Origin of the sequence: Pedococcus sp. KACC 23699 (genome assembly GCF_045348425.1) — a bacterium.
Lineage (GTDB): Bacteria > Actinomycetota > Actinomycetes > Actinomycetales > Dermatophilaceae > Pedococcus.
Window position 1 is genome coordinate 3,156,677 of record NZ_CP157483.1, and the last position, 13,580, is coordinate 3,170,256.

Here is a 13,580-nt window from a genome sequence, read left to right on the forward strand (position 1 = left end):
GAGCCTGGTGGAGGGAACAGGCTGTGCGGGTAAGGGCGTCGCCTGTCGCGGAACCTTGGCCCACCGCCTTCCTAGATTGTCCCAATGACAGGGCGGCAAGCGTCGTGACGTCGACGCCACGGACGTGTTCGCTTCTCCGGAGGGCCTGGTCCACGAGGCGCACGTAATCGACCGCCCTCGCGCCTCGCGGCGGCTAGCCAGCACGTGAGCCACTTCTACCGAATGTCGCGAAAGTCCTGCAGCGGTCACCCTGGTCCGTCGATTATTTGACCGTGAACGATCAGGACCTCGTGGTGACCCGGTGGCGCCGATACGGCAAAGACCGCCTGTACGTGGCAGGCCAAGACGGACTGAAGATCGGGTTTTGGGACCTCGCCTCCGAGACATCCCACCCCGAGTCCCCTCAGCACGAGCCGTCGCTCCTAACCGCCGTCGCGCATTGGAAGTTGTCGGCAGGGCACTGCCAAACCGAATTCTCATCCGTCCCGATCGCGGGACAGGCGCCGTCTGCCGAGGGCGAGTGCACGCCCGCCGAGCAAATGGTGGTTGAAGCCGAGGCAACACTCACCCCCAACATCGACGGGGATGCGTCCGCCGCGGCGACTGTCTCGATGTCGCCTGCCGAAGAGGGGACAGAGGACCTCGACGATCCCACCCCAACGGTCTCCGACTCGGCGACGGGCGCTGCTGTTCTCGCGGTCCCGCAGGTCATGCCAGTCCGCCCGTGGGTGGATCTGGCGACCAACAGGGCTGGAGCCGAAGCCCGCGAACGTGCTCTGGCCGCACGAGGCGCGGCCCCCGTCAAGACCGTGTTTGCACGCGTCCTCGGAGTCCACACGAACGAGCGAGCCTGGCGCATCGGTGCGGACGGCGAAGAAAAGGTCGCTGCCCAGCTAGCCAAGGTCGCGAAGAAGGACCAACGATGGCGGTTCCTTCACGCTGTCCCTGTCGGCAACCGGGGCTCGGACATCGACCACATCATCGTCGGGCCGGGTGGCGTCTTCACCGCGAACGCTAAGCACCACCCTGGCGCCAAAATCTGGGTCGGCGGCAATACGTTCATGGTCAACGGCGCCAAGCAGCCGTACATCCGCAACGCCCGGCATGAAGCGCAGCGGGCCGCCAAGATCCTGGGCGACGCATGTGGCTTCCCCGTCTTCGTCGAGGGCCTCATCATCACGGTCAACGCCAGCGACGTTACGGTCAAGGCTCAACCCGATGGCGTCATCGTCGTGCCTCGAATGCAAGTCGCCAAGTGGCTTCCGCGGCTCGGTGACATCCTCACCATGGAGGACATCGACGCGATCTATGACGTCGCCCGACGCTCCACCACGTGGCGTTAGGGGTCCTTTGGTTCACGACGTTCGGGACAGTGTGGTGCTGGCCGCTCCGAAGACCTTCGCCCTGACATCGGAACCCTGGGGGAATCAGGGGTGGGTGAGGGTGGCGCCCTTCGGCGCTTCATCGGTGGAAGTGTTCGCGACTGGCTGCGTCCAGTCGAGAAGCGACTGGCGTCCTGGCCGGAACGGAGCAGGCACGTCTTCCGAGACGAGCGGCCTGGCATCTGTGGTCACCCGGGTTTGACCGAGAAGCTTCCCCCGGCTTGCCAGAAATACGCAGTGTCTCCGGCCTTGAGTCTGTGACTCTGCGTCATGTCCCAGAAACCATGCTCGACAGCGATCGCCCAGTGCAGCGGGTTCGCCTTGTCAATAGTGACGACCTAACTGGTCATGAGGGCACGCCCCTCCCGTGTTGTCACGGGTGGTGGCATGTCCTTCAGCGGAAGCCGGTCGGGCCGCGTGGTGCAGTGTCGGAAGCCGGATGGCATCGCGATATCTAGGTCATCAACGCCTGCAGGTGCTTCCTGGTCTGGGGGTCGGGCGAGTACAGCGTGACGCCGCGCATCCCTCGGGTCAGCAGGACCTTGTAAACGTTGCGGATAAGCCGGTCGAAGTCGGAGTCGCTGACCTTCGTACGGTTCTTGAAGTCGGGGTCCCTATTGGCGCTCCTGACTGTGAGCCAGCGTCCATCCCGCCACACGAAGTCGGGTCCTATCACCACGCCGGCGTAGTCGTACTCGAAGCCTTGAGCCGTGTAGACGCAGCCGACCTGACCAAACCCGGCCGGGTCGGACGCCCACAGCGCGGCGGCCGGGGCGCCCCCGACGGAGCGTTCACCCTTCAAGTTCCAAGGCTTTGACCAGTCGCCGATCTGCACATCTGGGACCAGCGAGCCGTCCTTGCGCGGGTCGCTCCACGGCCAGCAGTAACCCGCGGCGATGCGCGCTGAGTAACCGGCGTCGAGCTTGGTGGCCAAGTAGGCCTCCATCTCATATGGGCTGTCAGCCACGGAGACCTCGAAGTGTGAGTCGCCCTGCCACGGAATCGGTCCGTCGCCCTCCAGGCCGAGGAGGCGGCGGACCCAAAGGACGTACTCCTCAGACCCGCCGCAACGAAACTGAGCGTCGAGATCGATCTTCTCGACGTGGATTCCACGCGCCTGCGCATGCTGCTCGATGTCAGACACGGTGCCCTGCTCACCCGGTCGCACCACCTGGAACTCGTCGAGGAGGAACACGGGAACTCTTGCTGCGTCGAGTAGTTCCTCGATTTGGGGCCGGCCCGTCCGGTGCTCGGCTCGTGTCCAGCGAGACACGGAGGCACCTCTTCAGCCGCCAAAGCCAACAGTTGTTTCGAGGGCGCGATTCGGCTTCCTAGCAGCTGATCGGCGTAGCCAGCGCCGCTGATGCCCGGTGCGAAGCGGGACTTGAGGAACTCCTGAAACTCACCCCGGCGCTGGCCCGTGAAGACGCGCCCGTGGTCGTCGCCAGCCAGAAGGAAGAGGTCGCTCACGCCGTTGTCGGTGGCGTTGTGAAGGTATGCCGCTCCAGCGAGCGAGTCGGGATCCTCGGCAAGGACGCTAGTGAAGCCAAGAAGGTAGTCGCAGTAGTCACGAACCTGCAGGGCCGGGTGCGTCACCGGCCGGTGGCCATACTGCTCGATCTGGACGAGGGAGCTGCTGTCCTCAAACTGCTCTGCGTGACTCCATTGCTTCAGCTCCACGACGAGGTAGGAAGCCCTTCCCGTCGTGGGATGCCTCCCGGCGAGGACAACGTCTGCTCGCTTGCTGGTGAGGGGCAGCTGGTACTCGAGCAACATCTCAACATCAGACAGGCCAGCTGCGACCAAGTCTGCGCGCAGGGCGGGGATGCTGCGTTGCCAAGAGCGGCGTTCGCTCTCAGAGGGGCGTCGTCCAGTGCGAATGGTCATCTGCTCGGCGATGAGGTCGGCGAAATGATGCTCGATGGCGGAGAAGCCAGCGACCGACGTCCGGTAAAGCGTCACAGATCAGAACCCCAGGCAGCACGAAGTGAATCGTGCGGGTGGAGGCATGTCCTGTGGCGGAAGCCCGTCGGGCCGCAATTACGCTGGCGACTCTAATGGGGCGGCCGCCTCAAGTCCGGATGAAGCGGCATACTCGCGGTTGTGTCGGACCTCGAGGCGATCCGTGAAGCAGCCCGTCAGTTCCGCGAGGAGCGAGACTGGGAGCAGTTCCAAGACCCCAAGTCGGTCATGCTGGCCCTCGTGGGGGAGGTGGGGGAGCTAGCGGAGCTTTTGCAGTGGCTTCCAGCCGACAAAGCGCGCGAGCTCATCGCGCAAGAGCCATTGCACACGCGCGTGGCAGAAGAGATGGCTGATGTCCTGGTCTACCTCGTCGGTCTCGCCGAACAGTGTGGCGTTGAGCTAGGACCGGCCGCCCTCAACAAGATCGCGAAGTCCTCGACAAAGCATCCCATTGAGGCAAGCCGGGGCAGAGCGCCAGACAAGAGCAGCGATCGCGCTTAGGTTCTCTTGACTGACTGCCGTGACAAGGCAGGGGGCACTAGGCCACGACGCTGGCAGCAACGAAGTCAGCCGCTGGCATCGGAGTCCGGAGTCGCCAGGTGATGGCGATGGGCCGTTCACCGCGATGTTCGACAATGTCGGCCTCACCCAGGAAGAGGTAGGGCGCGCCTGAGCCAAATTCAGTGACCTTCTTCGGTCGCGCGAAGAGGAGGACGTGGGTGCCCTGTTCGCGGTGGTTCAGATAGCGCTTCCCTGTTGTTGACGTTGTCGTAGTGCTCGATTGGGACTCCCAGTGGAAGAGGTCCGGACTGATCGCGTAGTCCTGGTACATCGTCGTGGGGGAGTAGTCGGCTTCAGACTTGTGAAGGGTGACCAAGAACGCGTCACTACGGGCTTCGGATGCGAAGAGGACGCCCTCGCGGAAGCTGTTTGGCTTTCGGCCGTCGATGGACACGTAGTCCAGTGCCGCCACCAGCTCTTCCCGCGTGTAGCGCGCGTGAACACGGAGGGCGCGTGCGCTGAGCTCGCCCTGGAGGGGCGACGTGAGGCGTGCCGCACCATAAAGACCGACTCCGATGACTGAGCGGAGATCCTCACATGCCGCGGGCTCCGTGCGCAGAGCTGTCAGGCCTTCGTCGTACGACTCGAAGCCACCCCCGTCCGGCCAGATGGAGAAGAAGAGCATCCGACCGAAGGCCCGAAGGGGTGCGTCGGCCGAGTCAAAGGAAGGGGCGTCGTCGCTCAGCCACCGCAGGTATGCCGTGCCTCTATCCGGGTCGTCCACGTGGGCGAATGCCCGGATCCGCTTGAGGATTGCCGCTTCCCGCGGTCCGCCCCGGGCCACGTCGATGCCGGCATCGCGGCGAAGACGAGCCCAGGAACGGTCGCCCCGGACAACGTCCGCGAGTTCCACGCCCGAGGAGTCAAGAAACGCAGACAGATCCTGGGTCGGGTGAGATCGCAGCTCGGACGTGATGTGCGGCCACCGCTTCACGACCTGGCTGCGAATGTTCTCGAGAACCAGCTCTTGGCTCTGACGATCCAGGACAATCTGAGTACCCGCAGGCAGGAACGGAAAGCCTCGCTGGACATCTCGTTCGAGCTCGGCGCGGCTGCTGCCAGTCAAAGCGCGGAATCGTCTGTCGTACCGGAACTCCTTGCGGTGATGGCCGACGAAGTCCAGCGCGGTCAATACGGCCTTGTCAGTCGCGCGCCTTAGCCCTCGACCAAGCTGCTGGAGGAAGACGGTCGAACTCTCAGTCGGTCGAAGGAACAGGACGGTGTTAATCGCGGGAACATCGACTCCTTCGTTGAACACGTCAACGGTGAAGACGGCTTGAATCAACCCGCGCTTGAGGTCGGCGACTGCAGCCGCGCGATCAACTTGAGGGGTATCGCCCAGCACCGTCGTGGCCCTGATGCCCGCGTCGTTGAACACCTGCGACATGTACTGGGCGTGAGCCCGAGACACGCAGAAGCCCAACGCCTTCATGGTTGAGAGGTCGGCGATCTTGTCCTGGACTGCCTTCAACACAATCCGTGCGCGAACATCATTGCCAGTGACGAGGTTGGAGAGCTGGGACGCGTCATAGGCCCCTGCTCTCCAGTCCACATCAGTCATATCCACGCCGTCAGCAACCGCGAAGTAGTGGAAGGGAGTCAGCAGGTCTGCCTTCAGGGCATCCCAGAGCCGCAACTCGGCTGCAGTCCTGCCCTCGAAGAATCCGCGGACGTCAACGCCGTCGCCGCGTTCTGGGGTGGCAGTAAGTGCGAGCAGCTCGCGGGGGTTGAAGTGGTCGAGGATTCGTCGGTACGTCGGCGCCTCTGCGTGATGAAACTCGTCGATCACGAGAACTTGGAAGGATCCCGGTGGAATGTCGCTGACACCAAACGAAGCGAGTGACTGGACCGAGGCGAACACGTGGTCCCAGCGTTCCGGGCGAGCGCCCCCAACATAGAGCTCGCCGAAGTTCGCGTCGCCGAGGACCTCTCGGTAGGTGCGCATGGACTGCTCGAGGATCTCCCGTCGGTGGGCGACGAAGAGCAGCCGCGGGCGGGTCGGCGCTTGGTCCGCAAGGCGGCGATAGTCAAGGCCGGCAACAACGGTCTTGCCAGTCCCCGTGGCCGCGACCAGGAGGTTGCGGTGGCGTCCGTGGACCACACGCTCGACCTCTAGCTGATCGAGCATCTCCTGCTGGTACGGGTATGGGCGTACCTCGAGCCCCGAAAGGGTGAGCGTGACGCGATCGTGGGTTTTGCTACCACCGGCTTCTGCCAGCGCGTCGTCGAGGCGGTCTCGATCGATCTCTGGGTCATAGAGCTCGAACGTGGGGTCGTTCCAATAGCTGTCGAATGTCGCCCCAAACTTCTGAATCAAGGAGGGAGTCGCGACTGACGAGAGCCGGACGTTCCACTCGACGCCGTCGAGCATCGCGGCTCGGGAGAGGTTGCTGGAGCCAACGTAAGCGGTGTCGAATCCCGTAGCGCGGCGAAAGAGCCACGCCTTCGCATGGAGGCGAGTCCGTTGGTTGTCGTACTGGATGCGGACCTGGGCTCCGAAGTCCCGGATCAGTCTGTCAAGGGCTGTCCGCTCGGTGGCACCCATATATGTAGTGGTGATGACTCGAAGGGGGATGCCTCGCTCGCGAAGGAGGCGCAGTTGGTCTTCGAACAACCTCAACCCGTACCACTTGACGAAGGCCATGATCACGTCGACGCGGTCGGCGCTCGCCAGCTCGGCCTGGATCTCGTGCCCCATTCCCGGTTCACCAGGGGCATTGGTCAGCAGCGCGGCATCGGACAGCGGCGTTGAGGGCCTCTTCGAGAGATCGCGAACGGGCCGGCCTGGCCGACTCGTGGATGTGACGGACATGAGCTGCGCCGACGTCGCGAGGGTCTGGTCTGGCGAACCGAGCCCACGCACGAGGTCGTTGACCAGCCGCACCCGACGCGCCGGGTCGCGCTCCTCTCGAAGGGCGCGTACGAGAACGTCACGAACATGCCGAGCGAGGACTTCAGGCTCTTCGGCATTGTCCGTGCTGGCTCGGGTCGCCACGTGCAGATGAGGCTGGAGATCCCTGGCGAGCCTGTCTTCGAGCTCATTAGTGATCAGGCTCTCGTAGAGGCCTTCCAGAATGCCGTCATCGTTCCCCGCCACGGCCGCAGCTTGCCACGAAGACTGACGGGACAGTCGGTTATGACCCCTTTGGGTCAGCCAAACGGACCGCTTTCATGCGATTTCTGCAAGGTGCCGACACCAGGCCCGGCCGCGCACTAGCTTCCAACGGTTTGCTTATGAAGAAGGAGGGAATCCCAATGGCTCGAAACTCAGGGCGCTTCACCTTTGATGGCGGTGCCGCCACGTACGTGGGCACGGCACTGCTTGGTGCGCTCATCACCGGGTGCACCCTCGGCATCTGCTACCCGTTCGCGCTTGTCTTGGTGGAACGGTGGCGGGCCAGCACTCGTACATCGACGGGCAGCGCCTCGTCTTCACCGGTTCTGCCATGGGACTCTTCGGCAACTGGATTAAGTGGTTGCTCTTGACCTTCGTCACTCTAGGCGTCTATCTGCTGTGGGTCGGCCCCCGCATCGCCGCCTGGAAGTGGAAGCACACTGACTTTGAAGCAATGGGCGGCTACGGCATCCCCGGTCAAGGACAGATCACCCGGTAGCTCGCGATGGGGTCTCGCCTCTCGCACGTAGATGGCTGACACTCATTGACCGTCTTTGCATTGCGGAGGATGGTGAATCGAGGGGCTCGTTGCTGAGGCACCCCACCGAGTCTGGGGAGGACGCCATGTCAGGTTCGCTGAGTCCGTGGCCGCTCGTGCGCGAGGGGGATCAGGACCATCCGGTCCGGACCTTGCAGGACCTGCTGCGGCGAGCCGGGCACTCCGTGACCGACGACGGCATCTTCGGTCCGCTGACGGACCAGGCCGTTCGCGGGTTCCAGCGGCCAAGCACCTAACCGTGGACGGGATCGTGGGCCCGCAGACGTGGGGAGCGCTGATCGTGACCGTCCAGCGCGGGTCGACCGGCTACGCGGTGCGTGGAGTGCAGGAGGAGTTCCAGTTCCGCAACCTGTCCGGTGATCCCAGCAAGGGTCTGCAGGTCGACGGCATCTTCGGCCCGAAGACCGAGGAGGCCGTTCGAGGGTTCCAGCAGGCGATCCACGCCGACGTCTCGTCCGTCGTGGTGGACGGCATCGTCGGTCCGATGACGTGGCAGGCGCTGGTCAGCGGGATGCTCTCGCTCTAGTCGGCTACCCGTGAGTCACCGAGCCGGTGGCAAGGTGACACCGAAACCTGCCACCGCCAACCGCAGCAGCACCTGACCCGGTGCCAAGAGGTCGGCGATCCGGGCGGCGCTGAGCACTTCGAGCTCAGCCAGCCGCGCGGCATACGCATCCTCGTCGAGCACCCGAGATCGCTGGAGCTCGACCGTGTTGTGCCACACCTTCTGACGGGCCTCGCGCAGGAATCGCTTGGAGGCCAAGCGGTTCAGTGGTTGGAGCGCCCGATCGAGCAGTGACTGCACGGACACTGCCACCAGTTCGGAGTCCTCGGCCGCGACGCGTGCGGACAGAACGCCGTCGATGCGTTCGTGGTCACGAGCCCGGCGAGCGACGACGAAGGGATCATCGAACTCCGCGTCACTGATCACGGCCAGCAGGGCCTGCGGCAGGTCGTAGTTGATGTGCGCGTTGATCCCGAGCAGCACGTAGCGCAGGGCCGGGAGTGACGCAGGTGCGTCGAAGGCCAGCCGCCACGGACGAGGCACGTCGGGACTGCCGGCGAGGTCGAGGTCGAGCGCTGCCAGGTAGAGGTCGGCGAACACCACGTCCCACCGTTCGACCCAGTCCGGGTCCTCGAACTGCGCGTCCTCGATCGCCGCGCCGACGGCAAGGGTCGTCCTGCGGTAGGTCTCCAGGAACAGCCTCTGGGAAGCCCTTTCGGGAGGTATCCGGACGAGTCGATCGTCCATGGCAGCAACGACTGTGGCGATGTCGCGATCAGGCATCCGGCCCCCTTCCACGGTGGCCCTGCGCGACTAGTATCGAACGCAGGGTCGGTGGTTGTCAGCGGCTGTGCGACCGACACCTTCCGGCCAGGGAGTCAGGTGTGCCGTGCTGAGTCGCCACAGTCCTCGCGACTTCGATCCCGTGGCCCTGGGTCGCCTCGAGACCCAGGCCTGGGCGAGCTACTACCGGCGTGAGTGGCTCACCGCGATGAGGGCATTCCTCGGGATGGTGGGTCAGGGGTTCGGCCTGGGGCCGCGCTGGACCTTCGTGGCGGCTTGGCACGTCCTGCGCGCCAACCAGGCGTGGGCGCCGGTCCCCGACAACGACCCGGACGCGGCGCGGGCCGCGATGCTGCGGTTCTACCGACTCGTGCTCGCCCACTCCGACCTGACCTTCGAGCCGGTCCGCGCCTCGGAGCTGGAGGTCGAGTGGTGGCGGCTGCACCGGTCACGCCAGCGGGTCGCGGACGCAGCGGGGCCCGACGGGGCAGAAGGACGGCCGGCCACCACGTCCCTGAGCGAGCTCGAGGAGGCGCTGGTCGAGCTCTACTCCCACGTCTACTCAGCGCCCCGGGAGACGATGCACGAAGCAGCGCGGCGCCGGGCCGAGGCGATGGACCTCTCGGACGCGTGGGTGGCCGGGGGGTGCGACCTCGCCGACCCGCGACTGGCGGCCGAGCGCCGGGCCCTGGTCGCGTCATACGCCGCACTGCTCGACGCGGTCTCCAGGATCCCGGCACGAGAGACAACGACATGAGCGGTGCGGGCACGAAGCGCGAAGACCGGGTGCTCGGCACCACCCGGGCGCTTTCGGCCTTCATCGCGCCCTTCCTGCTCGTCGCTTTCGTCCTGCTCTACTTCTTCCCGGGGGAGACGAAACGCTTGTGGGCGTGGCCGATCCAGTCCCACCTGACCTCGATGCTCCTCGCGTCGGCCTACCTCGGCGGCTGCTACTTCTTCGTCCGGGTGCTGCTGGTCGAGCGACGCTGGGCCGCGGTCCGGGCTGGGTTCGTCTCGGTCGCGCTCTTCGCGAGCCTGCTTGGGGTCGCCACCGTCGTGCACTGGGACAAGTTCACCCACGACAACGTCGCCTTCTGGCTGTGGGCCGGCCTCTACTTCACCGCGCCGTTCCTCGTCATCGCGGCTTGGCTCGCCAACCAGCGGTATGCCGCGGAGCCAAGTCCCGACGAACCTCGCCTCGACCGGACGGCGCAGGTGGTCGTGGCCGGTGTGGGAGGACTGGCGGGGGCCACCGGACTGCTGATGTTCGTGGTGCCGGCTCGGGCGATCGCGGTCTGGCCGTGGCCGCTGACGCCACTGACCTGCCGGGTCGTGGGTGCCGTGTTCTGTCTGGGTGTGGCGGGCCTCGGCGTGCTGTTCGACGACCGGTGGGAGACGGTGCGGTTGATGCGCCAGGTCCAGCTCGTGATGTTCTCCCTCATCCTCGTGGCGGCCGTCCGAGCGAGGCAGGAGTTCCTCACCGACCGCCCGCTCACCTGGGTGATGGCTGCAGGGTTCCTCGGCCTGTTCGCCGCCTCCGCCGGCACGGCCGCTCGGGACTGGGCCCGAGAGAGCAGTCGCGGCCGCCACGCGTTGCGACCGCGGGCGCACTAGTCGCCCCGGCCCATCGTGGGTCATTAGTTGCGCCGGGCCATCAGACGTCAACTGCGGCGCCGTGACCCTGTCCGTGCGTGAGCGGCACTGAGGTCGAGAGCGACCGCCAGGATCAGGGTGCCCGCCCAGGCGTTCACCGGATCGAACCGCAGGGGCTCGTTCGAACCGACGATGTTCGCGATGAACCACACGATGAACCAGAGGAAGGTCATGGCGAGTCCCCTTCTTGGGCGCGACGCCGGCGTGACCTCGGCCGGAGCACGAGGGCGATCACCAGGGCGGCGACCACGGCGACGACCTGGCCGCCGATGGCGAGCCGGGTGACGTCCACGGCGGGCTGCCAGGAGACGTTGCCGTCCTTGACGACGAAGACGCCCAGCCCCTTGGCATCCATGCCACCGCCACCGCCGCTGCCTTCATCGCCGTCACGACCGCCGCTACCTCCGCCGGCGCCGCCGCGGACCCTGGCGACGGGGACGAGCATCACCCCGTCACGCTCGATGGGCTCACCGAAGACCTTGCGCGGGGTGAGGTCGTCAGTGATCTGGGACAACAGCTGGTCCACATCCATGGCTCGACGCTATGCAGGCTCCGGACCTCGACCCAGGGCCGAAGGGCCCGTCACCCACCGCCCGTCACCCACCGCCCACCGCCCGTCGCCCATCGCCCGGCAGCGCACCCCGCTGGTCCGGGAGAGCAGGCAGCCGGGCGACGCCGCGGCATACCCGGCAATTGGCACGAAGCACGTCAGGGTGAGCCCTGAGGCGCCCCTGACCACACCCTTGTCGTGGCCAAACTCGTTGTCCAGCAACGGGGGCCCGTCCTACGGTGGTCAGGAACGGCGCCGAGCAGGGTGCGACGCGGACAGGACTCGGGCTCAGTGAGGGGCGACGCAGACATGACACAGACACGTATGGGGGATGTGGGCCGATTCGCGCGGTTCCCGTCCTCACGGGTGGCCAAGTGGTTCGTCGTCGGGTTCTGGCTCATCGTGCTCGCCGCCGTGATGAGCCCGGCCGGCAAGCTGCAGGGTGTCCTCAACAACGAGGCGGTGGCGTGGCTGCCCACCAACGCCCAGTCGACCCAGGTCGTCAAGCAGATCACGGCGTTCCAGAGCAAGAACGAGTTCCCGGCGGTCGTCGTCTACGAGCGAGCTGGGGGCCTCACTCCCGCGGACACCCAAGCGGTCACCGCGCAGGTGGCGAAGTTCAACGCCTTGGCGCCGGTCCGCCACGACAGCGTCGGCCCGATCCCGTCGCAGGACGGCAAGGCGCTCCAGGTCATCGTCCCGGTCGACGCGGGCGACGCCGGATGGGACTCGCTGAGTGCGACCGCGACCGACCTGCGCTCCATCGCGAAGGATCGTCCTGCTGGGCTCTCGATGCAGGTGACCGGTCCCGTGGGGTTCTCGGCGGACTCGTCGGAGGCCTTCTCCGGCATCGACGGCAAGCTGCTCTACTCCGCCATGACCGTCGTGATCATCATCCTCCTGCTGACCTATCGCAGCCCGGTGCTGTGGCTCATCCCGGTCGTCTCGGCCGGCACGGCGCTGATCGTCGCCCAGGCCGTCATCTACTTCCTGGCCAAGGGCGACACCCTCACCGTCAATGCGCAGAGCTCGGGCATCCTCACGGTCATCGTCTTCGGCGCCGGCACCGACTACGCGCTGCTGCTCGTCGCCCGATATCGGGAGGAGCTGCGCCGTCACGAGGACCGGCACGAGGCGATGGCGTTCGCCCTGCACCGGGCCGGCCCCGCCATCCTCGCGTCCGGCGCCACCGTGATCGCCGGCATGCTCTGCCTGCTCGTCGCGACGATGAACTCCACCAAGGGCCTTGGTCCGGTGGCAGCCATCGGTGTCGGGGTCGGCCTCCTCGTCATGCTCACCCTGCTGCCCGCGCTCCTGGTCGTCTGCGGACGGTGGATCTTCTGGCCGGTGCGTCCGTCGTACGGCTCGGTGGACCACACCCGCGACGGCGTCTGGGCCCGGATCGGCACCCGGATCTCCCACGCCCCGCGGCGCATCTGGGTCATCACCACGCTGGTGCTCGCGATCGCGTCGCTCGGCGTCCTCCAGCTCAACGCGGTCGGCCTGCAGAACAAGGATGCGTTCTACGGGACACCGGAATCTGTTGTGGGAGAGCAGGTCCTGGCCAGGCATTTCCCAGCCGGTGCCGGCTCGCCCGTCCTGGTGCTCGCGAACGCGGACCAGGGTGCCGCGGTCAAGACGGCTCTGGCAGGGGTCCGTGGGGTCTCGGCCGTCGGCGATCCGGTGACGAAGGGCGGCCGGTCGCTGATCCAGGCGACGCTGGCCGCTGCGCCCGACTCCGACGCGGCGACCGGGACCGTCGACCGCATACGCACTGCCATCGCCGGTGTCCCTGGTGCCAAGGCCATCGCCGGCGGTGACACCGCGACCCGTGCTGACACGCTACGAGCCTCGTCCGACGACAACGTCCGGATCATCCCGCTGATCCTCGGGGTGGTGCTGCTGATCCTCGTGCTGCTCCTCCGGGCGATCACGGCGCCACTGATCCTCATGGGCACCGTGGTGCTGTCCTTCGGTGCGGCGCTTGGCCTTTCGTCGCTGATCTTCCGACACGTGCTGGGCTTCGCCGGGGCGGACTCGTCGTTGCCGTTGTTCGTCTTCGTGTTCCTCGTCGCGCTCGGGATCGACTACAACATCTTCCTCATGACCCGGGTCCGCGAAGAAGCCCAGGAGATCGGCACTCGTCGTGGCGCCCTCGTCGGGCTCGCGGCCACCGGTGGCGTGATCACGTCTGCGGGTCTCGTGCTGGCAGGGACGTTCGCGGTGCTCGGCACCCTGCCGGTGGTCTCCTTCGCCGAGATCGGGATAGCCGTCGCGCTCGGTGTCCTGCTCGACACGCTCGTGGTCCGGTCGGTGCTCGTCACCGCGATCAACCTCGACGTCCGGGGCCGGATGTGGTGGCCGAGCGCACTTGGCCGTCGTGACCACGAGCTCGACGCGGCGACACCTGCGACCTCGGAGGAGGCGGCGGAGGGCGGCTCGAAGCTGACTCCGGTTCGCTGACTCCGGTTCGCTGACTCGGTGCGCTGACCCGGTGCGCGTGCGGGCGG

General features: G+C 66.2%; 13 protein-coding genes. 8 read left to right on the forward strand and 5 right to left on the reverse strand.

The window, feature by feature from the left end; genetic code table 11:
- The first annotated feature begins 272 nt into the window (after positions 1 to 272).
- Positions 273 to 1,343 (forward strand): nuclease-related domain-containing protein, encoded by a 1,071-nt coding sequence (locus ABEG17_RS14920; protein ID WP_406830264.1) that lies wholly within the window; start codon positions 273 to 275, stop codon positions 1,341 to 1,343.
- 493 nt (positions 1,344 to 1,836) lie between these two features.
- Here ABEG17_RS14920 and ABEG17_RS14925 read toward each other — a convergent pair whose 3' ends face one another.
- Positions 1,837 to 2,655, reverse strand: coding sequence for a DNA/RNA helicase domain-containing protein (locus ABEG17_RS14925; RefSeq protein ID WP_406830265.1), 819 nt, complete (start codon positions 2,653 to 2,655; stop codon positions 1,837 to 1,839).
- An 830-nt stretch (positions 2,656 to 3,485) separates the two neighbouring features.
- Here ABEG17_RS14925 and ABEG17_RS14930 point away from each other — a divergent pair.
- Entirely contained in the window at positions 3,486 to 3,845 is a 360-nt protein-coding gene (locus ABEG17_RS14930; RefSeq protein WP_406830266.1) for a nucleotide pyrophosphohydrolase, read from the forward strand.
- 37 nt (positions 3,846 to 3,882) lie between these two features.
- On the opposite strand, the gene ABEG17_RS14935 is transcribed toward ABEG17_RS14930, so the two are convergent.
- Positions 3,883 to 6,981, reverse strand: a complete 3,099-nt coding sequence (locus ABEG17_RS14935; protein ID WP_406833213.1) for a DUF3427 domain-containing protein — start codon at positions 6,979 to 6,981, stop codon at positions 3,883 to 3,885.
- Positions 6,982 to 7,294: 313 nt separating this feature from the next.
- Here ABEG17_RS14935 and ABEG17_RS14940 point away from each other — a divergent pair, with 313 nt between their 5' ends.
- The 3 genes from ABEG17_RS14940 (at position 7,295) to ABEG17_RS14950 (ending at position 8,105) form a co-directional block, all read left to right on the forward strand.
- A complete protein-coding gene (locus ABEG17_RS14940; RefSeq protein WP_406830267.1) occupies positions 7,295 to 7,519 on the forward strand; it encodes a DUF898 family protein in 225 nt (74 codons plus the stop codon).
- 125 nt (positions 7,520 to 7,644) lie between these two features.
- On the forward strand, positions 7,645 to 7,815 hold the full coding sequence (locus ABEG17_RS14945) for a peptidoglycan-binding protein (RefSeq protein WP_406830268.1): 171 nt from the start codon (positions 7,645 to 7,647) through the stop codon (positions 7,813 to 7,815).
- 2 nt (positions 7,816 to 7,817) lie between these two features.
- A complete protein-coding gene (locus ABEG17_RS14950; protein WP_406830269.1) occupies positions 7,818 to 8,105 on the forward strand; it encodes a peptidoglycan-binding protein in 288 nt (95 codons plus the stop codon).
- Between the two features lie 15 nt (positions 8,106 to 8,120).
- Here ABEG17_RS14950 and ABEG17_RS14955 read toward each other — a convergent pair whose 3' ends face one another.
- Entirely contained in the window at positions 8,121 to 8,867 is a 747-nt protein-coding gene (locus ABEG17_RS14955; RefSeq protein ID WP_406830270.1) for a DUF5995 family protein, read from the reverse strand.
- Between the two features lie 106 nt (positions 8,868 to 8,973).
- Between ABEG17_RS14955 and ABEG17_RS14960 the strand changes: the two genes are divergently transcribed.
- Complete coding sequence (locus ABEG17_RS14960; RefSeq protein ID WP_406830271.1) at positions 8,974 to 9,624, forward strand: hypothetical protein; 651 nt, start codon at positions 8,974 to 8,976, stop codon at positions 9,622 to 9,624.
- Positions 9,621 to 10,481, forward strand: coding sequence for a hypothetical protein (locus ABEG17_RS14965; protein WP_406830272.1), 861 nt, complete (start codon positions 9,621 to 9,623; stop codon positions 10,479 to 10,481). Before ABEG17_RS14960 ends, ABEG17_RS14965 begins: the two co-directional genes overlap by 4 nt.
- Before the next feature lie 47 nt (positions 10,482 to 10,528).
- Here the strand turns inward: ABEG17_RS14965 and ABEG17_RS14970 are convergent, their stop codons facing one another.
- Together ABEG17_RS14970 and ABEG17_RS14975 are read right to left on the reverse strand one after the other, a co-directional pair.
- Positions 10,529 to 10,693, reverse strand: coding sequence for a hypothetical protein (locus ABEG17_RS14970; RefSeq protein WP_406830274.1), 165 nt, complete (start codon positions 10,691 to 10,693; stop codon positions 10,529 to 10,531).
- Positions 10,690 to 11,052, reverse strand: coding sequence for a hypothetical protein (locus ABEG17_RS14975; RefSeq protein ID WP_406830275.1), 363 nt, complete (start codon positions 11,050 to 11,052; stop codon positions 10,690 to 10,692). Before ABEG17_RS14975 ends, ABEG17_RS14970 begins: the two co-directional genes overlap by 4 nt.
- A 327-nt stretch (positions 11,053 to 11,379) precedes the next feature.
- Between ABEG17_RS14975 and ABEG17_RS14980 the strand changes: the two genes are divergently transcribed.
- Positions 11,380 to 13,533 carry an MMPL family transporter gene (locus ABEG17_RS14980; RefSeq protein ID WP_406830277.1) on the forward strand — a complete coding sequence of 718 codons (2,154 nt, stop codon included), beginning with the start codon at positions 11,380 to 11,382 and terminating at the stop codon, positions 13,531 to 13,533.
- The last annotated feature ends 47 nt before the right edge of the window (positions 13,534 to 13,580 follow it).

Coding starts and splice junctions, on each gene's coding strand:
- ABEG17_RS14945 (WP_406830268.1), top strand. CDS start 7,645: ATGTCAGGTTCGCTGAGTCCGTGGCCGCTCGTGCGCGAGGGGGATCAG.
- ABEG17_RS14955 (WP_406830270.1), bottom strand. CDS start 8,867: ATGCCTGATCGCGACATCGCCACAGTCGTTGCTGCCATGGACGATCGA.
- ABEG17_RS14965 (WP_406830272.1), top strand. CDS start 9,621: ATGAGCGGTGCGGGCACGAAGCGCGAAGACCGGGTGCTCGGCACCACC.
- ABEG17_RS14970 (WP_406830274.1), bottom strand. CDS start 10,693: ATGACCTTCCTCTGGTTCATCGTGTGGTTCATCGCGAACATCGTCGGT.
- ABEG17_RS14975 (WP_406830275.1), bottom strand. CDS start 11,052: ATGGATGTGGACCAGCTGTTGTCCCAGATCACTGACGACCTCACCCCG.
- ABEG17_RS14980 (WP_406830277.1), top strand. CDS start 11,380: ATGACACAGACACGTATGGGGGATGTGGGCCGATTCGCGCGGTTCCCG.